The 22673-nt window shown below is 53.4% G+C and carries 20 protein-coding genes; 10 read left to right on the top strand and 10 right to left on the bottom strand.

What is annotated here, in order from left to right:
- Window positions 1–48 precede the first annotated feature (48 nt).
- The 3 genes from P8N76_05300 to P8N76_05290 all read left to right on the top strand — a co-directional run bounded on the left by P8N76_05300 (window position 49) and on the right by P8N76_05290 (window position 2725).
- A complete protein-coding gene (locus P8N76_05300) occupies window positions 49–750 on the top strand; it encodes a hypothetical protein (protein MDG2381068.1) in 702 nt (233 codons plus the stop codon).
- 437 nt (window positions 751–1187) lie between these two features.
- Window positions 1188–2156, top strand: coding sequence for a DUF1559 domain-containing protein (locus tag P8N76_05295; protein MDG2381067.1), 969 nt, complete (start codon window positions 1188–1190; stop codon window positions 2154–2156).
- 113 nt (window positions 2157–2269) lie between these two features.
- Window positions 2270–2725, top strand: coding sequence for a YraN family protein (locus P8N76_05290; GenBank protein ID MDG2381066.1), 456 nt, complete (start codon window positions 2270–2272; stop codon window positions 2723–2725).
- A 252-nt stretch (window positions 2726–2977) separates the two neighbouring features.
- Here P8N76_05290 and rplS read toward each other — a convergent pair whose 3' ends face one another.
- The 5 genes from rplS to P8N76_05265 form a co-directional block, all read right to left on the bottom strand.
- Window positions 2978–3334, bottom strand: a complete 357-nt coding sequence (gene rplS / locus P8N76_05285; GenBank protein MDG2381065.1) for a 50S ribosomal protein L19 — start codon at window positions 3332–3334, stop codon at window positions 2978–2980.
- A gap of 28 nt (window positions 3335–3362) precedes the next feature.
- The gene (trmD, locus tag P8N76_05280) at window positions 3363–4085 is read right to left on the bottom strand and encodes a tRNA (guanosine(37)-N1)-methyltransferase TrmD (GenBank protein ID MDG2381064.1); all 723 of its coding nucleotides are present in this window, start codon (window positions 4083–4085) and stop codon (window positions 3363–3365) included.
- A 20-nt stretch (window positions 4086–4105) separates the two neighbouring features.
- Window positions 4106–4531, bottom strand: coding sequence for a 30S ribosomal protein S16 (gene rpsP / locus P8N76_05275; GenBank protein MDG2381063.1), 426 nt, complete (start codon window positions 4529–4531; stop codon window positions 4106–4108).
- 54 nt (window positions 4532–4585) lie between these two features.
- A complete protein-coding gene (gene ffh, locus P8N76_05270; GenBank protein MDG2381062.1) occupies window positions 4586–6058 on the bottom strand; it encodes a signal recognition particle protein in 1473 nt (490 codons plus the stop codon).
- Between the two features lie 197 nt (window positions 6059–6255).
- The gene (locus tag P8N76_05265) at window positions 6256–8433 is read right to left on the bottom strand and encodes a thioredoxin-like domain-containing protein (protein MDG2381061.1); all 2178 of its coding nucleotides are present in this window, start codon (window positions 8431–8433) and stop codon (window positions 6256–6258) included.
- A gap of 408 nt (window positions 8434–8841) precedes the next feature.
- Here P8N76_05265 and P8N76_05260 point away from each other — a divergent pair, with 408 nt between their 5' ends.
- Window positions 8842–9741, top strand: coding sequence for a DUF1573 domain-containing protein (locus P8N76_05260; protein MDG2381060.1), 900 nt, complete (start codon window positions 8842–8844; stop codon window positions 9739–9741).
- 92 nt (window positions 9742–9833) lie between these two features.
- Here the strand turns inward: P8N76_05260 and P8N76_05255 are convergent, their stop codons facing one another.
- Together P8N76_05255 and P8N76_05250 are read right to left on the bottom strand one after the other, a co-directional pair.
- Entirely contained in the window at window positions 9834–11477 is a 1644-nt protein-coding gene (locus P8N76_05255; GenBank protein ID MDG2381059.1) for an MmgE/PrpD family protein, read from the bottom strand.
- A 6-nt stretch (window positions 11478–11483) separates the two neighbouring features.
- Window positions 11484–11696 (bottom strand): hypothetical protein, encoded by a 213-nt coding sequence (locus P8N76_05250; protein ID MDG2381058.1) that lies wholly within the window; start codon window positions 11694–11696, stop codon window positions 11484–11486.
- A gap of 486 nt (window positions 11697–12182) precedes the next feature.
- Between P8N76_05250 and hemB the strand changes: the two genes are divergently transcribed.
- Together hemB and hemL are read left to right on the top strand one after the other, a co-directional pair.
- A complete protein-coding gene (gene hemB / locus P8N76_05245; GenBank protein ID MDG2381057.1) occupies window positions 12183–13187 on the top strand; it encodes a porphobilinogen synthase in 1005 nt (334 codons plus the stop codon).
- A gap of 78 nt (window positions 13188–13265) precedes the next feature.
- Entirely contained in the window at window positions 13266–14555 is a 1290-nt protein-coding gene (gene hemL, locus P8N76_05240; GenBank protein MDG2381056.1) for a glutamate-1-semialdehyde 2,1-aminomutase, read from the top strand.
- A gap of 30 nt (window positions 14556–14585) precedes the next feature.
- Here the strand turns inward: hemL and tsaB are convergent, their stop codons facing one another.
- Window positions 14586–15260, bottom strand: coding sequence for a tRNA (adenosine(37)-N6)-threonylcarbamoyltransferase complex dimerization subunit type 1 TsaB (gene tsaB / locus P8N76_05235; protein ID MDG2381055.1), 675 nt, complete (start codon window positions 15258–15260; stop codon window positions 14586–14588).
- 109 nt (window positions 15261–15369) lie between these two features.
- Between tsaB and P8N76_05230 the strand changes: the two genes are divergently transcribed.
- Together P8N76_05230 and P8N76_05225 are read left to right on the top strand one after the other, a co-directional pair.
- Window positions 15370–16215, top strand: a complete 846-nt coding sequence (locus P8N76_05230; protein ID MDG2381054.1) for a YdcF family protein — start codon at window positions 15370–15372, stop codon at window positions 16213–16215.
- Between the two features lie 312 nt (window positions 16216–16527).
- Window positions 16528–18150: a PEP-CTERM sorting domain-containing protein gene (locus P8N76_05225; protein MDG2381053.1), complete on the top strand. Its 1623-nt coding sequence runs from the start codon at window positions 16528–16530 to the stop codon at window positions 18148–18150.
- A 19-nt stretch (window positions 18151–18169) separates the two neighbouring features.
- Here the strand turns inward: P8N76_05225 and P8N76_05220 are convergent, their stop codons facing one another.
- Complete coding sequence (locus P8N76_05220) at window positions 18170–19519, bottom strand: polysaccharide biosynthesis/export family protein (protein ID MDG2381052.1); 1350 nt, start codon at window positions 19517–19519, stop codon at window positions 18170–18172.
- A gap of 52 nt (window positions 19520–19571) precedes the next feature.
- Window positions 19572–20654 carry a hypothetical protein gene (locus tag P8N76_05215; protein ID MDG2381051.1) on the bottom strand — a complete coding sequence of 361 codons (1083 nt, stop codon included), beginning with the start codon at window positions 20652–20654 and terminating at the stop codon, window positions 19572–19574.
- A 626-nt stretch (window positions 20655–21280) separates the two neighbouring features.
- On the opposite strand from P8N76_05215, the gene P8N76_05210 reads away from it, so the two are divergent.
- The gene (locus P8N76_05210) at window positions 21281–22147 is read left to right on the top strand and encodes a hypothetical protein (GenBank protein MDG2381050.1); all 867 of its coding nucleotides are present in this window, start codon (window positions 21281–21283) and stop codon (window positions 22145–22147) included.
- Window positions 22148–22281: 134 nt separating this feature from the next.
- Window positions 22282–22533: a hypothetical protein gene (locus P8N76_05205; GenBank protein MDG2381049.1), complete on the top strand. Its 252-nt coding sequence runs from the start codon at window positions 22282–22284 to the stop codon at window positions 22531–22533.
- Window positions 22534–22673: the final 140 nt, after the last annotated feature.

Here is a 22673-nt window from a genome sequence, read left to right as displayed (position 1 = left end):
AACGAGTCGAAGTCGCGTTGGAAACAGTGCGAGTCAAGGAGGGCCTGAATGTTACACCAAGGGATGTGTGTGTGTCTTTTGTTACTGGTAAACCACTGGGGTTTACTTTCTGCCGAAGCTGGCGTGATTCGGGATCCGGAGATCGGACCCTATCAAATGATTCGTCCGATTTCATCAACGATTGTTCATCATGGTGAGACGATTTCGGGTGATCCGAACCTTTACAATGGGGCCGGGTTAAATCACCGAAATCCGCTCTTTGCCGAACACGATTCTAATCCGGATACGAGCTGGGAATATGAGATCGAACCAACCGACTATCCGCTCTCGATAGAATTCGACTTAGGTGACAATTTTCTCGTAAGCGAGATGTGGATTTGGCAACCGCCGAGCGAAAATGGTGTGGAACGGGGTATCGATCAGTTCGATATCATCATGCGCGACGAGAATGGTTTGGAAGTTGGTACGCTTACTAACGGACTCGAGCAAATGGCTGCGGTAAGCGCGGAGCCGATCAGGCGTTTTGCAGCTTTTGGCGATTGCCTTATCCTGCCGTTTCCGGACTGCGTTCGATTCGTCGAGTTGCGAATTCACAGTAACCTGGGGGATCCAGATTACCTCAGCTTGGCTGAAGTCGCTTTTGCGGGGCGGAGAAAAAACGTCTGGGTTCCCGAGCCGATGTCTGGGCATCTAGCTTTGATCGGATTGATCGGGGTGGTTGGTAGGTTGGCAAGGCGAGGCAGAGGATAGTTGCTGATGAAGGGGCCCTACGAACGATTGAAATACGATTTGCGTCGGACCTGGGAATGTCCCCAATGTCATCATCGGGAAAGGACATCCGGTGCGGTGACCAGTTTTCAATGCAACTGCCAGAGGAGGGAGTCACCGGCCAAACGGCTTTCGATGCGATTAGTCGAAGACGGCGTTCGGCGGGTGGGCTAGACCGACTTTGGGGCGTTGATTCGGAACTTGCTCTGAGTAGGAAAACCTCGCGGGAATTGTCATTTGGGGGCGTGGAACCAGCTGATTTAGGCTGATTCTAGTGGACGGGTGGATGGTCATCTGTCATGATAAATGGGTGGCGTTTTATGCCAGCAGGGCCATCCTGTCACCAAGTGATTTGAATGTGGAACGAGGGCTGAGGCAGCAATTCAAGGGAATTGCATCAGAATACGAAGGAGGCTCGAATGATTCATGTTGTGGTTAGAGGTAAGCGCCAACAGCTGGCCGCTTTCACGCTGGTTGAGCTGTTGGTTGTGATTGCGATCATCGGTGTCTTGGTGAGTATTCTGCTACCCGCTGTGGGGGCTGTGCGTGATTCGGCACGTCGCGTTGAAAATACGAATAACCTGCGGAACATTGGTACAGCGATTCTGCTGCACGAAGAGAGCAAGAGAAAGCTGCCTGCGTTGGTGAAACGGAGTGTCGAGGACCCGAATGATCTAACCAAGTCGGTGTCTTGGGCGTTTCAGATACTTCCCTATCTCGAATTGGGAAACATCTACGACCGATACGATGATTCGAAAGCCTGTTTTGCCCCCGAGAATCAGATTGCGATGGGGACGCCGATCTCTGTCTATGCGAATCCGCGGTCGCGCGATGCGCGCGGCGATCGGACTTACGCAAAGAGTGCGAACCGCGCCGGTTCCTCGCTGGACTATGCCGTCAACGGCGGGACCATTGTTGATGACAGACGCCAACCGGTTCGTTTGCCCAGCCAACGGCCGAGTCCGTCCACCCTCTATCCGTATGATCAAGATTTCGATCCAAAGTTTTCTGGCCCCTTTCACGCCGCACAGGCTGTGTCGACCGCAGCCGTTCGAGATGGGTTGAGCAACACGCTTTGCGTTGGTGATCGTTGGATTGGACCAATGGGATCAGGCTCGGGAGTCAATGATCAGGCTGGCTTGGCTGGAGACAGCCTCTTTACGACGGTCCGCTTTTCTAATCTGGGCACGTCGACTCAACTGCCGTTTCCGGACAGTAAGGAAGAGGAATCGGTCTACAAATTTGGCAGCCCGCGCGGGAATGACGCTTGTTTTGTCTTTCTCGACGGACGTGCCCAATGGGTTCCCTATGATGTGGACAAGAATGTCTTTCAAGCACTTTCGTCGATTAACGATGGCTTTGTGATTCCCGGTGACTGGGATGATTAACGGCGTCGAACCGGTTCCCGTCGTTCGGGCCCGATTGATTTGAATTCACTGATGAACGCCGCCAGGAGCTGGGCGGCGTTTTTTCTTGCGCGTCGAACCAAGGAATGGGCGAAATGTTTTACGATCACCTTCGTCATCGCTGGAAGCAGGCGTGGTGCACTGCCCGCCGCCTGTTTCCCTGGTTCAAGCCACGACCGCTAGGTGAGCGAGGTGAACGGATTGCCGCGAATTATTTGCGGTGTCGTGGTTATCAAATTATTGAGCAGAGATACGCGAATCGCTACGGTGAAATTGACATTGTGGCAGTCCATCAGCGTACGGTGGTGTTCATTGAGGTGAAGACGCGGCGTGGAACGGACCGGCGTGCTCCACTCGAGGCGGTGACGCTGGAAAAGCAGCGTAGGTTGTCGAGAATCTCTCTGTCTTATCTGAAGCGTTATGATTTGTTGGAATACTCATCGCGTTTTGATGTGATGGGTCTCGTGTGGCCAAAAGGTCAGCGGCGCCCTGAGATCACGCATGTCATTAACGCCTTTGAGCCTTCTGGGACAAACTCGCTCTACTCGTGAACGGAATACGATGGCCGTTGACGCTACTGTGAAAAGATGGTCGGGCCGAACCACCTGATTGGTTGGCCGGTTGCTGGGCAGAAAATTTGTTCCGCCGCGGAGCGGAATTCAGAGAGGTCCGGCCTAAGAGACCGCATTCCAAACTTCGGAATGCTGGGAACCAAAAGGATGGGAACCAAAAGGATGGGAACACAGCCATCGACCCGTGGCGGGTCGATGGAGTTTCGCCGATTAGCTGGCAGTCGCCGGAGCTTAGTTGCGTCGTCGTTCTTTGAGGCGAACGGCTTTACCGATTCGGTCGCGGAGAAAGTAGAGCTTGGCTCGACGGACGACGCTTGAGCGTTTGACCTCGACCTTGTCGATTCGCGGCGAGTTGATGGGGAATTTTCGTTCTACGCCTTCGCCTGCGACGATTCGTCGGATCGTGAACGTTTCATTCATGCCTGAACCGGCTCGGGCAATCACGGTTCCGGTGAAGACCTGGATCCGCTCCTTTTCGCCTTCCAGGATTTTGGTGTGAACATCCACCGTGTCGCCGATATCAAACTCGGGTGGCTTTTCCTTCAGGCTACCCTTATCGACCAAATTGATCAGTTCTTGTTTATTCATGGCAACGTCCTTCATCTTCGAATCGATGTTAGTCGGTGTCTCGATCGTCCGGTCGTTCGGTCGGCGGATTCTCAAGGAGATCCGCTCGGCGGTGTCGCGTGCGTTCGAGGCTTTGTTGTTTACGCCACTTAGCGATTCGCTCATGGTCACCACTCAACAGGATCTCGGGTACTGAGTGCCCTCGATAGTCTCGTGGTCGCGTGTATTGTGCGAATTCTAGTAGTCGGTTTCCTGTTGAAAACGAATCGTCTTGATTACTTTGTTCGTGTCCCAGGACGCCTGGTACCATTCGGACCAGGGCATCGATCAGGACCATTGCGGCCACTTCCCCTCCATTGAGGACGAAGTCGCCGATCGAAATCTCGTCAGGTTGGAGGATGTCGACCACGCGTTGGTCAAATCCTTCGTATCTTCCGCAAAGCAGAATCAGTTGTGATTTTGTCGACAACTCTTCTACAAGTCGTTGATCAAGCCGGCGTCCTTGGGGCGTCAGCATGACCACGTGAGCTTTTTCAGGTTGTTGGGATTGAACTTCCTCGACACATTCCACGACCGTGTCGACCTTGAGCACCATCCCCGGGCCTCCGCCAAATGGCCGGTCATCCACGTTGTGATGTTTGTCTTTGGACCAATCTCTTAGGTTATGCAGTTTTACTTCAACCAATCTCAGCTCAATTGCTTTGTTGAGCAGACTTTGTCCCAGGTAACCGGGAAACATTTCTGGAAACAAAGTCACCACATCGAAACGCATGGCGAGATTAACTCAAGGGGTTACTCGGCCGAATCTTCCGTCTTTTTTTCCGCGGCTGCTTCTGCAGCGGGCGCCTCGGCGACTGCGGCTTCTTCTGCCGGCGCTTCCTCGCTCGCGAGAGGCACTGCCACTGGTGCAGGTGCAGCGGGTTTGATCTTTAGTTTTTCCAAGGCAACCCGCTGCTGTTCAAGGTGTGTGCCATTGGTTCCATACTTCTTGATCAGGACTTTGACCCGATCAGAAGGCTGAGCTCCAACACCGAGCCAGTAATCAATCCGGTCCGACTGAAGGATGGCGCGGGCATCTGTCTCGCGGATCATGGGATCATAATAGCCCAGTTCCTCGATCACACGACCATCACGGGGTGCTCGTTTCTCGATGGCGCACACTCGATAGAACGGTCGGTGTGTGCGACCCATGCGTTTTAGGCGAATACGTACAGACACTTCAAAATCTCCTGAAACCTCACGTGAAAATCTGCTGTGTGAACAACCTGAATATCATTTTGTTCGTCGTTTCCGACGACGTAATTCTTTCTCTCGTTGCTGACGTAGTTTGGCTCGTTCTTTATTGCTGAGCCGCTTGCCAGTCCCTTTTTTCTGTTTGGACAGTCGGCCGCCGGGATCCATCATCCCGCCTTTTTGTAGTTCGCGGACCATCTTCATGCGATCTCCGACCCCTTTGCCGGACATGCTTTTCATGATGGAGGCCATTCCATCGAACTGCTTTAGCAGTTCATTAACTTCCTGATGTTGCACCCCGGAACCGGCGGCAATTCGCTGCCGACGACTGCTGTCGATCGATTTGGGGCTGCGGCGTTCTTCGGGGGTCATCGAATCGATGATGCCGAACAGACGCTTCATGTCACCTTCTGTATCCGTTTGATTCATCATTTTGCCCAGGTCGCCCATGCCTGGCATCAAGGTCATCATCTTTTGCATCAAGCCAGGACGCGAGAGTTGGGACAATTGTTGGCGAAAGTCGTCCAGTGTGAACTCGCCTTTTCGCAAGCGTTCTTCGGTCTCGGCCAGTTTTTCTTGATCGAGTTCCTGTTGGGCGGTGCGAACCATCTCGACCACGTCGCCCATCCCGAGAATTCGACCGGCCATGCCTTCCGGACGAAACGGTTCCAGCGATTCGAGTTGTTCACCCGTACCGATGAATTTGATCGGGACTCCGGTGACGTGTTTGACGGACAAGACAGCACCACCGCGTGCGTCTCCATCAAGCTTCGTCAGAATCACCCCATCGAGTTCGAGTGCTTCATTAAACGCTTTTGCACTGTTAACTGCGTCTTGTCCCGTCATCCCATCGACGACCAACAATGCTTGGTCGGGGCCGACCTGTCGATCGATATGAGTTAACTGGTCCATCAATTCTTGATCAATGGCGAGCCGACCCGCCGTATCAAGAATGAGGACATCCACGTCTTGGGACTTCGCTGCCTTGACCGCTTCGCGGCAAACCTTGACCGGATCCTTCTCGTCTCGCTGCGAATGGACCGGAACCCCTAATTGCTCACCAATTACATGCAATTGATCGATGGCGGCCGGACGTTGCAGGTCAGCCGCAGCCAACATCGGTTTGCGACCCTCTTTCTGCAATAGGCGTGCAAGTTTTCCGCAGGTTGTTGTCTTTCCCGAGCCTTGGAGGCCGCACATCATCAGGATGGTCGTTCCACCGGACTTCAAATTCAGCGAAATGTCCACCGGTCCCATTAACTGAACCAGTTCGTCGTGAACGATTCCTACCAGCTGTTGGGACGGGTCGAGGGCGGTTAAGACCTTTTGGCCAAGTGCTGCCGCACTCACTCGCTCCATAAATTCCTTGGCCACGTCGTAGCTGACATCCGCTTCCAGCAGCGATTGTTCAATCAACTGCAGACCATCGCGCATGTTACCCTCGGTCAACTTGCCTTTTCCGCGCAGTGATTTGAGCGCAGATGTCAGACCGTCTTGGAGGGATTCAAACATGACCGTGTCGCAGCGATTGGTGCCAAGGTTTGCAAGAGCTCAGCAGTCGTGGGAATTTGCATGACCACCCACCACCGGCGGGGGGTACAGGGAATCCAGCATTCTAGCGGAAAGGCGAGTCTCTTGTAAATGGACAGTCCTGACAGGAAATGGACCGTCCCGACCGTCCTTTGCTGAAATGGGCCGTCTTGCGTTAATCAATCCGACGCGGGAGGCGCGAAGTCGAGTCGCAACACGGATTGGCTGCTACCGGCTTGACTGTGAAGCTTGCCGTGGCCGATCAGCCGGGCCAATTTACAGACTCCCAGCCGATCTCCCTGCTGTTCACAATAACCGTAGGTTAGGTCGACTTTGAGCTTTGCCGAGCCTACTCCCTTTACCCCGATTGCAACTTCGATCAGCTTCGGATCGACCAGCTGTGGCGTCCCTTTTGTTTGCAGACTCAGCTCGTCAGCGGATGAAAGGCTCACCACCAGGTCGATTGGGAAATCTTGGTTGACCTTAGCAGTCGGGGCAAGCGGCAATTGAATCTGGAGTTTGAGCTCTCCCGTTCCAACCGTCAGATCGGGCAACGGAATGCGAGTTCCCCAGTCGGCCGGAGGTTGTGGCAGATCGGCAACGGTCGGAGGAGAGAGGCCCGAAATCTTCAGATCTTGGATCTGGCTCGGCTCCAACAGATTCAGGACGCGAATTCGATGGTTATTCGTGTCGGCCACATAGAGCTTTCCGGCAGCGAATGAGAGGCCTGCCGGTTCGTTGAACAAAAATGGTTGGTCGTTATCAGCAGGGTTCGTCAGTGTGGAGATCGTCGCTTCCGACAAATCAATCACTTTTACTTTATTGTTGTAGGTATCGGCGACGAACAGTTTTTGATCTCCATAGGCGATTCCGATTGCATGTTGCAGTTTTCCGGAGCTTAGTTTGCCGTCAATGTCTCCAAATTCGAACAGTCGATTGGCAGGCAATTGTGACGGGCCGATCAGTGTCGAAACGGGCCGTGTCGGGTCGAACGGGAGAACGCGGATGGCACTTCCCTCACTGTCAGCGACAAAAAGTCGTCGACCGTCGGAGGCAAGGCCGCTGGGTTGCGCGAAGGAGGATGCATTGAGTCCGTAAGGGGTAACTGGCAAGCGAGGACCATCGACAATATCTTCCCGCCCATTCCCAGCGTAGGGTCCGATGGTGTCACCCTTCAATGGCATCCGCCAAAGCTGATGGCTACCGGCCATGGCAATCATGAGATGATGATCGTGAATCCAAAGTGCCCACGGGCTATTGAGCGCCGTTTCCAGCGGTGCACCCACCCATCGTCCCGATTCGGGCTTTTGATTGGGATCCCCAGTCCAGCCTGGCCATGCGTTTCGTCCTTGAATCCCCATGCCAGCGATTGTCCTGACCGTTTTCTGCGTTAAGTCGACGTGGCGGATCAGATGGTTTTCGGTGTCGGCCACGTACAGATTCTGTTCGCCATCGAAGGCAAGTCCCTGCGGATGGTGAAACTCGGCCTGGCCAAAATCACCATCCGTTCGTCCCTGTTTGCCGCTGCCGATGATCAGCGGAGAACGACCCTCGAGATCGGTGACGATAATTCGGTTGTGATTGCTGTCGGCGATAAACAGTTGTTGGGTCTTTTCATTGGCCAACACTTTGCCAGGAAAGCTCAACGTTCGCTTCGGCTGCTTTTTCGACAGCTGATCAAATCGCAAAGGGGTTTCATCCAAAGAGCCCTGTTGGCGGTAGTAGGGGATTGCCGCATTGAGAACGGCCTGCATTTGTTCGAATTGAAATTCCCCGCTTCGCATAAAGACCGCCTTGCCGTTGGGGTCGATTAGCAGGATGGTTGGCCAGCTGTTGGCTCCAAACGTCCGCCAGACTTCCAGTTGCGGGTCATTTACGACTGGGTGTTCAATTTCGTACCGTAGGATCGCTTCACGCAGATTGTCATCTGCTCGCTCGGTATCGAATTTGGCCGAATGGACTCCCACAACGACCAGCTGTCTACTGAATGCTTGTTCGAGTTTTTTTAATTCCGGCAGGATGTGAATGCAGTTGATGCAGCAATAGGTCCAAAAATCGATGAGCACAAATTTGCCTTTGAAATCCTGCAGTTGCCGAGCTTCTGTCGTGTTGAACCAGGTCAAATCAGAGGGGAGGTCTGGAATGGCAATTTGGCGTTGGAAAGGGTTCGCGATCGCTGGGGCAGCCGGTAATGCCGGCTGTTTCGCCCCAATTGGTGGCTTTTCAGCCGAGGCTGCCCCCTGTTCGGCGGAGCCCCGTTCGGAGCCCTGACCGCAGGCAATGGACGAAGCGATGGTCACTGTCGTCAACGCACCAAAAAAAAATAGCAAAAAAATTCGAGGTTGGGTCTCGGACATGGCATCTCGCTTCATGAGAAAAAATGGTCTAGCCAATCGATTTTTTTTTCCGCCAACGTAACAATGGTGAAAGTTTAACGATCACTCGGGCAGGATTTTCCTGAGAGGTTGCGTCTCAAAGAAAGGCTCTGTTTCCGCGATGGAATTGAGCCGAATAATCCGTAGTACCGTGCATGTTGGACATTGGTTGGAAATCGGTTTGCCCTTGATCTGTGGTCTAAGATTCGTGTGTTACACGAGACGGCCAATCCGCATCGTATCTGTCACATCGTGCACGTTTTAGTACTCAGCGTGAAGCATTTCGCGTCCGAGTTTGAAAGGGGGGATTTCGTGCCACGCAACTTGATTGTCGTTCCGATTCTTGTCTGCCTTTGTAGTCCGATCTGTGCCCAGGAGTGGGCGCGGAAAATGTTCAAGACGGCCGACCATGATTTTGGCACCGTCGCTCGAGCGGCGAAATCGGATTATGTCTTTGAATTCAAAAATATCTACAAAGAAACAATCCACATTGCAGGTATTCGAGCCAGCTGTGGTTGTATCACTCCCACGATTGAGAAGCGATCCCTTGATACATGGGAAAAGGGTGAAGTTCACGTCAAATTCAACACGCACTCCTTCTTGGGACGTCGCACGGCAACCGTGACCGTCACGATCGATAAGCCTTACTTTGCGGAAGTTCAACTGGCGATCAAGGGGCACATCCGTGGCGATGTCGTGTTTGATCCAGGCACAGTGAACTTTGATTCCGTTGGTTTTGGTGAGAAGGCTGAGCGTCAAGTTAACGTGAACTACGCGGGCCGAAGCGACTGGGAAATTGTTGATATCCGCAGTTCAAATACCAATTTGGTCGTCGAACCTGTCGAGACACAGCGAGTTAATGGTCGGGTTGGATACGAATTGAAGGTTCGACTGAAGCCCGATACACCGGTTGGTTATTTTAACGACGAAATGATTCTAGTGACGAATGATCGGCAATCGCAACAAATTCCGCTGCGTGTGGAAGGGATGGTTGCGTCTCCCTTGACGGTCAGTCCCGCGGCCCTTTCCTTGGGCGTGTTGGGACCAGGGCAGACGGTGACCAAGAATATCGTTGTCCGCAGCAAGAAGCCGTTTCGAATCACGAAGGTTGATTGCGAGGACGACTGTTTTGAATTTGTCCCGTCGGAAGAAGCCAAACAGCTGCATTTGATTCCTGTTCGATTCACGGCAACGGACGAGCCGGGTAAGATTTCGGAGCAAATCCAGATTGAGACCGATCTTGGAGCTGGATTCGCCGGAACGGTGATGGCGACAGCCACCATTCGCTGAGGAAATTGATTCAACTCGGTGTAATCAAGAGCGGAGCGTGTTTTGACGTTCCGCTTTTCTGTTGCGCATCGAACGAAATATTTTCAGCTCAGTTAGCTTCTATTCGGTTCGTTGGCAGGTGCGATATCGAAATCGTAGAGCTGCTGGATGGCATCGGCTGACTGTTGAGAGAGCGAGTCAAAACGAGCTCTAAATTCATCGTAGTTCAGCACTGCCTTGCCCGCCAAATTGTTGAACTTGCGTTCGAGAAGTGACCGTAGCTGATCGCTGCCTCGTCTCGCGTGTCCCTCGGGATACATCACCATGCCTGACGAGCTTTGTTGTCCATCGTGAGTCGTGATTTCAATCGATGTTGGAATTCCATCCGGATAGGCTTGGTCGAACGAATCACCCCCGTGTTCGAAATTGATGCGGTCCATGATACGGCGAGTGAGTGGATCATGGAGGGCCGCATCGCTGTAGTCGTCTGGCATCAACATCAGATCCAGCCAATTAGCCGTTGCCAATTGGTGTGCTTTCCGCAACACCGTTGCGATGATGTAGATCATGGAATGATCGGCGGATTGCCGGGTGCGAGGATCTCTTTTTGCGGGATCGCCGATGATGCTGAAGGCGGGTTCGTAGATGCGGATCCGGATTTGTTTGATTTTTTCGAGGTCTTGATGCAGATTAGGAGATCGTTGTAGCAAGTCGATGAGCCCTTGAATGGCTCCTGCCGATTGGTGCTCGTAGAGACCGATCTTGAAGTGCATCCCCATGATAGCGAAGTCGTCTCCGTCCATTGCCAAGCAAAGCTCAAAAGGGCTTTCAGTTGGGGTGGACGGTGGTTCGAAAAGACAGAACAACGCCTGAGGATTGCGGAAGATATCTGCCGGTCCCACAAAGCCGTTCATTGATCTGCTTACGCTCAACACTGCCATTTCGCTGGTCAAAGCGGCTGACGCGCCTTTGGAATCCGACAGTTGGTGCCCGGCTCGAATGGCGCGAAAAGGAACGTAGTGAGCTACCAGCATGCCGATGGCTGATTCGATCTGGGCTGCCGTTGCTCCGACCAGGGCGCCGAAGACAGCGGCCGAAGCGATTCCGCCATGCACGACATGATCGATCTTGTAATCCTTTAAGCCGAATACTTCCGCCAGCCGTCCTCGAATTTCATCATGGCAAATCATGGCTCGAACGGTTTGGACGCCGTCCCATTGGCCGATCTGGGCTCCAGCGACGGCAACGGGGTAAAAATCGTTATGCCCGAATTCGCCTCGCGTTGCATTTCGTGCCGGGTTGAAACCAAAATTCGTACCGTTGGAATCCCATTCACGAACGGCTGCGCAGTTTGCCACAATTGCCTTTTCGGGTTGCAACCGCTGTTTCGATCCAAAGCAAGGGACTCCCCAATCATCGGTACGGGGATACTGAAGCGCTTCTGTTCGTAGAACGGTGGGCGCATTGGCGCCCCACGACAAGGCCGAGAGTCCGCAGGCAACACTGTCAAGATGGAACAGTTCGGTGCGTTCAAAGACGCTTGACGCCGGGTTGCCGCCGTTGTTTCGACAGAAATCGATGGCGTACTGTCCGATTTGTAATGCTTGATTGCAGTTGCGAGGTAGATGTCTGTAGGAATTTGACAAAAGTTCGGTCCCTTCGGCAGGCGTAAAAAGTACAGCGAGTTTTCTACCTTCAGCTTTTAAATGGTTGAATTGGTGAACCTGTTTGATTAGGTCAACTCGCGATTCGTTCACCGCGCCTCAGGCGTTGCGTCGATGGGCCGCCTTTTGCTCGTTTTCGGCGATCTCAAAAGTTCGTCTTCTTCCACCCGAATAGAAGGCACTTCGTTGCTCGTTGGAGGCGTTTCGCACAGTCAAGTCGATCACGGCCCCTCCGACCTGACGGACTGTCATGTTGGCGTTTCGCTCGGCGAGTGGCTCTGCGATGACAGCAACGATCAGATCGTTTCGCAATACACACATTCCCGTAAATGCAATCGACTTCTTTGCTGATCGGCGCGAATTTATCGCAGCTTTCCGTCGAGAGCTGCACCCGTTCTGCCGCCACAACCATTCGGCTGGTGATTAAAAAGCAAAAGCAAAGAGTCCAAAACTCACACATGCTTAGCGGGCGTTTTACCATCTCCATGACTTCAGTTTCTTGATCGAGGGACGTTCCATTATCCGTGATCTGTTGAAATGAATTCGGTGAGGTGGAGTATGATGTTTGTTGCCCGAGGCTGCAAATGATTCCCTTAATTCGTACGCCATGAGCTGAGTTGGTCGGATTCGCGTTAGCGATCGGACCGGTGGGGACTGTGTTGGAGCCGGTTTTTTGATGATCGGAAGTGATTGAATTCGTGACCGGATTCTGTTGCTTGGGTTGGCGATTGAGTTGGGCGACCTACGTTGTTCAGACTGCCGCTTTTGAAATGGCGGTCCGTCCGTTATAACGACGGCATGTTCAACTCAAGCAACTTTCCCGTTTCTCGTCTACGTCGCCTGCGGTACAACGACCAGTTGCGCGCTTTGGTGCAACAGACTCGTCTCGATCCAGGTCGGTTTATCTTGCCCCTGTTTGTGCGAGCTGGTGAGTCGGTGGTGCAGCCAATCGTCTCGATGCCCGGCCATGCCCAAATTACCATCGATCACCTGGCCAAGGAACTGGATGAGGTTCAGCAGCTTGGGATAGGGGGTGTGATCCTGTTTGGTATACCCGCGGACAAGGATCCGCAAGGTTCCGATGCCTGTTCCGACGATGGCATCATTCAGGCAGCGATTCGTGAGTGCAAAAGAGTGGCACCGGATCTGCTCGTCATTTCGGACGTCTGTTTTTGCGAGTACACCGACCATGGTCATTGCGGGGTGATTCGAAAAGATGGGGAGCGATTTGATGTGGACAACGATTTGACTTTGAAGAATCTTGGTGAGCAAGCATTGACTCACGCGCGCGCCGGAGTTGATTTGGTTGCACCCAGCGGGATGATGGATGGCATGGTGCAGGCGATTCGTGCTGCGTTGGACGGTGGCCGATTTTCTGAGCTTCCGATTCTTAGTTACGCGGCCAAGTATTGCAGTGCTTTCTATGGACCTTTTCGGGATGCTGCTGACAGTGCGCCCCAGTTTGGGAATCGTAAAACTTATCAGATGGATCCGGCGGCAGATTCTGGTCAAGCCTTACGTGAAGTGCAGCTTGACTTGAATGAAGGAGCCGACATGGTCATGGTCAAACCGGCGATGGCCTACTTGGATATCATCCGCCAGGTTCGAGACGCATTTCCTGGCGTGCCGCTCGCGGCTTACAACGTGTCTGGTGAATACAGCATGATTAAGGCGGCTGCCCAGAACGGCTGGCTGGATGAACGGACAACCGCGATCGAATCGTTGTTGGCGATTCACCGAGCGGGCGCCTCGATTATTTTGACTTATTGGGCAAAAGACGTGGCCAAATGGCTATCGGAGTGAGTTGTCAGATCCGCTTGGTCGACAACAATTCCTAGGGGTGCCTGCTTTTTTTAACTCTCGCAGAAGTGTCAAGACACGATGAACCACGAACGAAGTCACCAGATTTTTGCTGCTGCCCAAAAACTCATGCCTGGCGGAGTGAACAGTCCGGCTCGCGCTTTTGGCGCGGTGGGCGGCGAGCCGATTGTCATCGAGCGTGGGGAAGGTGCGTACCTGTATGACGTGGATGCGAACAAATACATCGACTACATCGGCTCTTGGGGACCGATGATTCTGGGGCATGCTCATCCCACCGTGATTGCCGCCGTGCAGGATAGTGTGGGGCGTGGGACAAGTTTTGGTGCGCCCACAGAAGCTGAAAACGTACTCGCGCAACTGATTGTTGATGCGGTGTCGTCCATTCAAAAGGTCAGACTGGTGAACTCGGGTACCGAGGCAACCATGAGCGCAATCCGCGTGGCAAGGGGGTTCACCGGAAGAGATCTGATTGTCAAATTTGCCGGGAACTACCATGGTCATGTGGACAGTTTGTTGGTGGCTGCGGGTAGCGCTGCGGCGACCCTTTCGGTGCCCAACTCACCCGGAGTAACCGCGGGTACGACTCAGGATACCCTGGTCTTGCGTTATAACGATCAGGAAGCGCTTGCCGGACTTTTTCAGCAGCACAAAGATCAAATCGCCGCAGTGATTCTCGAACCGGTGGTGGGGAATATGGGGTGCGTGATCCCAACCCCTGATTTCTTGAAGCAATTACGAGATCTTACCCACGAACACGGCGCTTTGCTGATCTACGATGAAGTGATGACGGGCTTTCGTGTTGCCTATGGCGGGGCCCAGTCGCTGCAGAAGATCGAACCCGATCTGACAACGCTTGGGAAAATTGTGGGTGGTGGATTGCCTCTGGGCGCTTACGGCGGCCGGGCAGATGTCATGAATCACGTCTTGCCTGCCGGCAAGGTGTTTCAAGCGGGGACTCTGAGCGGAAACCCGATCGCTACGGCGGCTGGAATTGCGACGCTCAGCGAGTTGCGTGCACGACCGCCCTACGAGTATCTCGAGGAAATCTCAGCACGACTGGCTCAAGGCTTGACTGCCGCTGCTGAGGCTGCGGATCTTCCGCATTCTCTGACTCGTGTTGGCAGTATGATGACCTTGTTCTTTAATCCGGAACCGGTCACTGATTGGGATGTGTCGAGTCAATCCGACACGGCTCGGTTTGGCAAGTACTTTTGGGGATTGGCGGATCGAGGCGTCTATATGCCTTGCAGTCAGTTTGAAGCTCTATTTGTCTCAGCAGCGCATTCCCATGAGGACATCCAGCGTACAATCGATGCGGCTCAGGAAACGATGACCGGTTTCCAGACATAAGGGCCGGCTGGAAATAGTGCTTGGTCGTGATCACTCCGGTTTCTCGACCTTTTCCTCGGCTGCACTCTTGCGGTAATAAAGCGGTACCAATTTCCAGAAGTCTTGCCGTTTTCCTGCCGCGAATTGTTGGTTTGCGATTTTCGCCAAGGCGAGAGCGGTAGGGGCCCAGCAGGCTGAATCAATCACTCGGGTTGTGGCGGGTAGCCGAGATTGGAGCGTGTTCAGACCTGGACCTGTAACTTGATCCGTTTCGGTCAAGTTGGCGAGCCACACATCGGCATCCTCAATGGTGGTTTCGCTGAGGCGCGACAGATGGTTTTCGCTGCAGCGAAAAGTTGCTTGGAATAGTTGTTTTCGCTGTGCGTCCATCACAACTTTAAGTTCGCCCGTGACGGGAGCCTGGTGTGCGATGACTTCCAAGGAATCAATCCCCAATACTTGGCAATTCGCCGCGTAGGCGAAAGTTTTGGCGGCGGTGACACCAATTCGTAACCCGGTAAAGGAACCGGGGCCCTGGCAGACAGTGAACAAGTCGATTTGCTCTGCCGTTAGGCTGGCTTCGGCTAAAGCAGACTGAATTTGAACAGCGAAGCTCTGAGTGGTTTTTTGATTAAGCGGAAAAGTAGTTTGGTAGATCGTGACATTCTCGCGCAGGAGTGCGATACTGCCGGGCTGTACGGAGGTTTCGAGAGCGAGGGTATTCATGTTCCAGAGCTCGCCAGGGGCTGGCGTCTTTTAAGGGCGATCGATGTGATGGTGCTAGTCAGAGCGGTGGTTTGTCTCGGTAGGCAACAGGCACGGACGAAAAAACGAAATGGGTGATCAAAAGCGTCTTCGAATTGGTTTCCACCTCGGTGTGCTGGCGACGGTTGCAGTCGTTGTGCTTGGCGTTTGCTGGTGGCTGCACGGTCGTCATTTTGTTGAAAAAATTGCGACTCAACTTTGTCTGCCCTGCGGGCTTGTTTGGCTTGGGATGTTGGTTTTGACCTACTTTTCATGCTTGACGCAGCCCAAACGGGTGAGCGTGCCAATGCTTGGACTGTTTTTGTTCTACTGGACGACTGGAGCTTCGTACACCGGAGTATTCATGGCCCAGCGTTTAGAGGGGCAGTTTGATCGCGTCGATATGAAAGGGGTCGAGCCATTTGATTTGCTGGTCGTTCTGGGGGGCGGGACCCGATCGAATGCGGACGGCGATGTCTGGCTAAGTCTAGCCGGCGATCGGGTGATTCTTGCAGCGCGGCTCTATTATGCGGGGAAGGTTGGACGATTAGCGTCCTCGGGGCGGGCCTATGAATGGGAAGCGGGCCAGGTGACGACCGTTGCCGGATCGGCAGCGCTGATTTGGCAGGAATTGGGGATTCCGAGTGACGCGATGTTGCAATTAGATGGGCGTAACACGTTTGAAGAAATGAAGAATCTCCGCACGTTGTTGACGCAGGAGCCAATGCCGCGCGTTGGCTTATTGACCTCCGCCTTCCACATGCCACGTGCCATGCGGATTGCTCGAGCAAATGATTTGGATGTGATTCCCGTCCCCGCTGATCAACAGGCCTATTTTATCGAGCCAATTCCCTTGTGTTTGATACCTTCTCGCCATGGCTTTCGGCTGACCGAATTGGTCACGAAAGAATGGCTTGCGGCCCTTGTTCAACGCTGATTTCTTCCGCTTTTGCCTGTGAGAGCAGGCCTTCAGAAGTTATCTGCCTGGAACTAATGAGTGGCAAAAAAATGCGTCTGAATTAGGATAAAGGGAGTCTCGCGTCGCTCCCTCTTTCGCAAGTGTATCTATTTCGTAACACGCGAACAATTTCGTTTTACAAAGTCGTAGAAACTCGTACGATGAAAGTCCGTTTTGAAGGCATCTCCGCGCCCAGCCGTCACGCCCAGGGTGGTAGGATGCAACGTCTTGAGTTGGCCTGGGAGCTGATTTTGGCGGCATTTTGCGGATAATTCAAGTGGATGGAAAGTGATGATGATCAACCGTTGTTGTTTCGGTTTGTTGGTAGTTTGTTTGTTGGTTGGTTCTGCGACCAGTTTCGCAAGCGAGCAAAAGTTCACAAAGGTTGACGCCGAACGTAATGGTCTGCTGGGTTTTTCAGCATCGATCGACGGTGGTGTGGCTTTCACCGGCGCACCGGCACAAGCCTCCAAGCCAGGCAAAGGCTATTTGTTCGACGTCAATACGGGACAACCAACTCATACGTTGACCCCTTCCGTATCGGGAGTGGACGATCTATTTGGTTTTAATGCCAAAGTGACGGGCAATTCAGTGCTTGTCGGAGATCCGGGAAATCCTTTTGCCAGCACGAAGATTCCAGGGGCAGCTTATCTGTTCGATGTGAACACGGGGACGGAGTTAATGAGGCTCACGTCGGATGACAGTTTTGCCGGTGATGAATTTGGGTTTGGTATTAATGCAATTGATGAGTTGGCCATTATTGGCGCTCCGAATCTCGGGCAGGGACAAGGCGCGGCCTATCTGTTTGATTTGGATTCGGGGCTGCAGTTACAGAAGCTGACCGCTGCGGATCCACTCAATGGGGCGGAATTTGGTGCCGATGTTGCTGTGAGTGAGCAATTTGCGGTGGTGGGTGCTCCAGGGAATTTTGAGACTCTCGGATTCGTTCCGGGCTTTGCCTACGTCTTTGATGTAGCCACGGGCCAGCAGCTTCATAAATTGCAACCGATTGATGGATTTGGTGGTGACGAATTCGGATTTGATGTCGCCATTGATGGAAATGTGGCTGTGATCGGCGCACCGAACGGCGGCTCTGGATTCGGGGCTGCTTATCTGTTTGATGTATCGACGGGACAGCAGCTTGCCAAGTTGGAGCCAGAAGAGTCCCAGGTGGGGGACGATTTTGGGGCATCCGTCGACATTCAGGCGGGGGCAGCTTTGGTCGGAGCCAGTGGCTTAAACAGTGTGCTGGGCGCCGCCTATCTTTTTGATGCGGAAACGGGACAGCAGACTCAAAAGTTCGTGCCTACCGATATCGAGTTCCGAGATGCTTTTGGTGTCTCCGTTTCGCTCTCGGAGAATAGCGTTTTTATTGGAGCCCCCCAGGACGACGACACTACGCTGAATGCGGGCGCTGCTTACTTGTTTACCGTTGCGGGACTTGAAGGGGATTTCAACCATGATGGGGAACTCGATGCGACCGACATCGATCTGTTGACTCAAGCGGTAAACACGGCAAGTCATCTAGCCGAGTTCGATTTAAATGCAGACAGTTTCGTCGATCATCAAGATCGCACGATTTGGGTCGAACAGCTTGCCTACACCTATCTTGGCGACGGAAATCTTGATGGACAGTTTGGGACCGGAGATCTGATTTTGGCGTTGTCCGCAGCCGAATACGAAGACGACATACCGCACAACTCGGGGTGGGCGGAAGGCGACTGGGACGGTGATCTGGATTTTGGGACGAGTGATTTGGTTGCCGCACTCCAAACGGGAGCGTATGAGCAGGGACCTCGTTCCGCGATGGCTGCTGTGCCAGAACCCAACAGCCTTGCCCTGATCGCATTGGGGCTCCTGAGTGTGTTGCGATTTCGGGCCGGACGGGCCCCTTTCCAGCCGAGTAAACGATAGGCCGACTGCTTATTGGCGATTACTTCGGAAGGACAAGTGTTGCCGTACCGCTCCCGGATCCTCGATTGAACATCTCGCCGACGAAGCCCAGGCTGAAGATTTCTGACGTGTACCGTGCGACTGCCTCGGCGGGGGTTTCTTGGAGCAGCAACATATCGCCCGGCATGATCAGAATATTCTCTCTCGGATCTCGCATCGCTCGGTTCAAATTGACGCGAATCGGAACTTGGCCTCCACCGGGTGTCTTTCTGAGTACCGTTAACAAGCTTGGGCTTGGATTGCCCAGCCCGGTCCGCAGAGCACCGGAGCCGCTGAAGTTTCCGATCAAAAGGCCGCCGTTGTTGACGGGTCCGCCCACACGGAGAATCGCTTCTATCACGCGAATGTCGTTATCGCGGGGCAATGGCACCTCTCGTGGTGGCATTAAGCCACCCGTGTAATAGACATCGGTATCACGGGAGGGTACGAAGACGATGTCGCCAGACTTCAAGTGAACATCAGCTTGCGTGAACGGACGCGGTAAATCGGGAGGGACTCGCGTGGGAATTCGAATTGTTTTCCGAGCATCGGATTCCTTGTTCTTAAGTTCGTTTTCACCCCATTCGATCGGCGCGTCAAACCCAGCGACGTCATCGTAACCTCGGTAAATGATGACTTCATTCAGCGCCGTGGGACCCGGGAGACCTCCTGATTTGGCGAGTGCACTCAATACATCCGCCTCGGTCTCCGGGAGTTCCAGCACGTAACCGGTTCCCTGCCGTCGGGCGGCGTCCAGGCTGGGAGCTGACCCGAAGAGTCGGTAAGTGGGGTCGTTCAAGGAAGGTCGTGCTGAGGGTGCGTCTTCGCGAATAATGAGAATTCGAGCTTGTCGAGGTCGAACCAGAGTCAGCAGGACACGCGCTTCATCGGGCTTGAGGATTTGCTTGTCGTTACTGGTGTAGGCGTCACGAATCGCCGTTTGGGCCTCTTCCAGTGTCAATCCGATCAGTTTGACTCGGTTGACGAAGGGCAACGGGATCGTCCCATTTTCGCCAATCGGGATCGGGAAACCAATCGAGGGTGGAAGGTTCGCCACTTGAGGAAAATTGATCGGTGGCAGCGAATCGCGGTCTCCGAGTGCACCTTCGATGTAAACACCGACGATGTCGCCCACGCCTAAGAGATATTCCTTGGGGGGTTCGACACGTAGCCAGTCCAGTGGAATGGGCACCAAGCCCTCTTTGGATTCGGCCAGTAAATCGTCGGGTAACAAACGCGCAGGAACACCATTGGCCACCGGATTCGTGATCGCCGAACAACCGGCGAGGCTAAATGCGATCAAGGCTGAAAGCAGTCCGAATCGGATTTGGCGATGTTGTTGGTCTGACATGAGAGAAATGTCCGCAGCGAATGCTCGAGTCGAAAAGGGAAGTCTTGGTGTCTTATTTTCCATCTTTTTTGTCACGACTTTGCCAAGGTGTTGGTTCGGTCTTACTTTGCCAGCCATCTTGTCCGGTGGTCGAAATCTCAGGGGAAGTGCTTTCGGGTTCTGCTCCCGCGGGCAAGCTCGTCTCGGCTGCGTCGAGTTTGTTGGGTTCCGAGAAACCGGACGACGTTTTGGGGCGAGTCGGTTTTCCGTTCTGAGGTTCATTTAGCTCTAAAATTGGGCCAGAGAATGTGTCGGATGCCTTCGGATCGGTGGTTGTTGCTTGCTGATCTTGATCCGTTTCTGTCGGTGACTGATTCCTTTTTGGGCCGGTGATTTTTGGGCCGGTGATGATGGAGCCCTCGAACGGATCGAACTCTCCCTGTTGCGATGTTGGCGGGTTGGCGTCGGCTTGCGGTAGGCTATCCGAGTCGTTCGATGATGCCTGCCAGGGGGGCGGCGGAGGGCTTTCACCCCACGTCTCTTCGAACTGAACGGGTTCCGTCGTTTCAAAGGAGACTGGTAATACTGCCGAAATTGGTGACAACGCCCCTGTCTGATCGGCGCCGTCAGCATCTGCTGTGTCGAGCGATTCACTGGGCGGTTGCAATTCTTCGAATACCGGCTCTTCAACATCGGGATCTTCAGGAGCTTCGTCCGGATTCGGAACGGGGTCCAAAATGTTTTCGGGGACTAGCACCGGTTCGTTGTCGTAACCTTCCCTCAGTCGAAGTCCCTCACCACTGCCGGGAGCGATTGACGATGGGACAATTGCTTGCGCCCGATATCCTGAGTCATGAGCGATTTGCGCACCCAGTTCAAATCCGTGGTACCAGTCTTCCACCGCGCGTCGACCGTTTGCATTTCGATAACCAACACGCCAGTACTTTCGCGGTGGTACCGGGGGAGCGACGGGTTTGCCGCCGGCATAAACCTGGTCGACAAAGCCTTGGAGAAATCCACTTGCATAATCGTCGCTGAACGTATCTCCCGATTCCATCCGAACTCGCTGCCATTCCTGCTTGGCCCAACCGCGATATTTTCGGCAGGCGAGTTTGCCATCGGTAACTTGGGGGTACTCGTTCAATTCGCAATACATCGTGCGTTTAGCCAAGTGATATGACGAGCAGCCTAGTTGGGAGGTAATCAGGACGCTACCTAGCAAGATCCACACGTACCGGCCTCGGAACGCATTCAGGAAATCCTGCCCGGAAACAGCTTTGCTGAACCGCTCACTTTGATTTTGGCATTGGTTGATCATTGACGTCCGACTTGGCGATAACCGATCTGACGGATCTGCCTCGCCGACCTTCGTGAAAATTAATTGTCTGATGGATTGGTGAAACGAAAAGTGTTTGGTCTGGGAAGAGAAGCGGGGCGGAGGGTAGCAAAACCGTATCGGGCAGGTCTAGTCGAATTGCGCCGGTTTCTTAGCTGTCGAGGCGGGCTGCTTTCGCTCGCAAAAGCGAACCGATTTGAGCGATTTTTGCAACGTAAGTCGCTTTTTAGCAATGACTTGTGGCGTTTGGGTGCCTGGGGGGAGCGTTTCGGTTAAGTTATTGAAGCAAATTGGGCAGAATTCGGCGGTCAATGCTTGCAATGCCTGCGACCCCGGTTAGTCTGAAACTTAACACTCAAGATTTGAACGTCGATTGTTTGGAATTCGGGACGGAATTCCCTCTGCTAGAAATGAACCTTGTTGATTGCACCTGAGGAGAACCGCTAATGACTCGTTGGGGAAAAGTAGGACTTTCGCTCTGCGCTTGCGCGATGGGGTTTGGTTTGGCATCCCAGGCCGATTCGGCCTTAATGACTTTTGATGTGACTCCCGCTTTTGCACCGAAAGGTCCCGAATCACCGAAATGGAGCAATTACGTGTTAAACGCAATTGCTGGTGTTCAGTCGAAGACGAACATCGGGAATCGGGAGACAAGTGCGTCCGCCTATGAGGTGATCGACCGCCGCATTAGGCCGGAGGAAATCATCTACACGCCGTTCCATTCATGGCGTGCGACCGCGAATCCTAACCCGGAATTTACCGTTCCTTTCCTCGGCGAGTTCGGCAATCGCTTTCATTTTGGGCTGCATCTTGTTGGTTCGGCCGATCGGCAATTCGCTCTAAATGACATTAATTGGCAGCTTGAGAGCGATGATGTAGGGGGCTATTTCAACCAATCGGGGAGTCTGGCGGGTGCGACCTACTCCGCCACGCGAGTCGGTATCGATTGGGGGCCTGATGGGATGCGAGGTGGCGGGGATGATGGGATCCTCAGCGGCGGACAGCCGGGAACCGACTTGGTGAATGAATTTATCTATGTTGGCATTGGAGATGGATTCTACTCATCGGAACCGACGGCCATGACCGACCAAGATGACATAAACATAACACTGGCCGATATTTACGATGGATGTGCAGATCCGAATGGGTGTTTGGTAGAAGTAACAGGCACCTACTCGTTGCCCGGCAGCGAAGTAGGGGGGCGAATTGAGTCCTCCGGATCGTTTATCATTGAAATCCCTGAGCCTTCTTCGGCCTTCCTCGCGTTGATTGGGTTAATCTGTTTGAACGCCGTCCGACGACCGTGTTCTTGAAATTTTAGATAAAAATCAGCCGATACCTTGATTCGGGGGTATTAAGGGGTTAAACTGGGCCGAACGGTTAAAGTGACTAGGTAAGTGTCAGCCTGAAATCGCGACCCAGGACCTACAACTTGGAGAAGACTTTGATGAAGAAACCAGTGATTCGATCCCTGGTGCAAGTGGTGTGTGTGGTTGCTGTTCTTGCAGCGATTGCTATTCCGCTTTCAAACCTGATGGTTTCTGAGACCACCGCTGAATCCACAATGCCCGCTGTTGTTGACGCTCAACCGGTTGAAGCGTCGTCCGCAGTTTCGGCTTTGATGGCAGGTAGTGCGGTTGGTCCGGCGCGAGGAGCAGTTTTAATGCCTCGCCATCCAGCCAGTGCGTTTGTGCCCTAGTGTATGAAACTTGCTTCGGCGAGTTCTTCGATAAGAGAGAAACAAGCGACCCATTAATGGGCCGCTTGTTTTGCGCGCTGCTTAATGAGGCGGCGTCCTTTGGCTCTTCGAAAACTGTTCGTGTGGCGGGTGGCCCGGAC

It is taken from the genome of Pirellulaceae bacterium, assembly GCA_029243025.1.
GTDB lineage: Bacteria > Planctomycetota > Planctomycetia > Pirellulales > Pirellulaceae.
This window is presented reverse-complemented; position numbering and strand designations above follow the sequence as displayed.

Excerpts from the sequence above, each read along its gene's own strand:
- trmD (MDG2381064.1), bottom strand. The coding sequence starts at position 4,085 with ATGCGTTTCGATGTGGTGACTTTGTTTCCAGAAATGTTTCCCGGTTAC.
- hemL (MDG2381056.1), top strand. The coding sequence starts at position 13,266 with ATGAACCACGAACGAAGTCACCAGATTTTTGCTGCTGCCCAAAAACTC.
- P8N76_05210 (MDG2381050.1), top strand. The coding sequence starts at position 21,281 with ATGACTCGTTGGGGAAAAGTAGGACTTTCGCTCTGCGCTTGCGCGATG.
- hemB (MDG2381057.1), top strand. The coding sequence starts at position 12,183 with ATGTTCAACTCAAGCAACTTTCCCGTTTCTCGTCTACGTCGCCTGCGG.
- P8N76_05220 (MDG2381052.1), bottom strand. The coding sequence starts at position 19,519 with ATGTCAGACCAACAACATCGCCAAATCCGATTCGGACTGCTTTCAGCC.
- P8N76_05260 (MDG2381060.1), top strand. The coding sequence starts at position 8,842 with ATGTTCAAGACGGCCGACCATGATTTTGGCACCGTCGCTCGAGCGGCG.
- tsaB (MDG2381055.1), bottom strand. The coding sequence starts at position 15,260 with ATGAATACCCTCGCTCTCGAAACCTCCGTACAGCCCGGCAGTATCGCA.
- rplS (MDG2381065.1), bottom strand. The coding sequence starts at position 3,334 with ATGAATAAACAAGAACTGATCAATTTGGTCGATAAGGGTAGCCTGAAG.
- P8N76_05205 (MDG2381049.1), top strand. The coding sequence starts at position 22,282 with ATGAAGAAACCAGTGATTCGATCCCTGGTGCAAGTGGTGTGTGTGGTT.
- P8N76_05300 (MDG2381068.1), top strand. The coding sequence starts at position 49 with ATGTTACACCAAGGGATGTGTGTGTGTCTTTTGTTACTGGTAAACCAC.
- P8N76_05215 (MDG2381051.1), bottom strand. The coding sequence starts at position 20,654 with ATGTATTGCGAATTGAACGAGTACCCCCAAGTTACCGATGGCAAACTC.
- P8N76_05265 (MDG2381061.1), bottom strand. The coding sequence starts at position 8,433 with ATGTCCGAGACCCAACCTCGAATTTTTTTGCTATTTTTTTTTGGTGCG.
- P8N76_05295 (MDG2381067.1), top strand. The coding sequence starts at position 1,188 with ATGATTCATGTTGTGGTTAGAGGTAAGCGCCAACAGCTGGCCGCTTTC.
- P8N76_05230 (MDG2381054.1), top strand. The coding sequence starts at position 15,370 with ATGGGTGATCAAAAGCGTCTTCGAATTGGTTTCCACCTCGGTGTGCTG.
- P8N76_05225 (MDG2381053.1), top strand. The coding sequence starts at position 16,528 with ATGATGATCAACCGTTGTTGTTTCGGTTTGTTGGTAGTTTGTTTGTTG.
- ffh (MDG2381062.1), bottom strand. The coding sequence starts at position 6,058 with ATGTTTGAATCCCTCCAAGACGGTCTGACATCTGCGCTCAAATCACTG.
- P8N76_05290 (MDG2381066.1), top strand. The coding sequence starts at position 2,270 with ATGTTTTACGATCACCTTCGTCATCGCTGGAAGCAGGCGTGGTGCACT.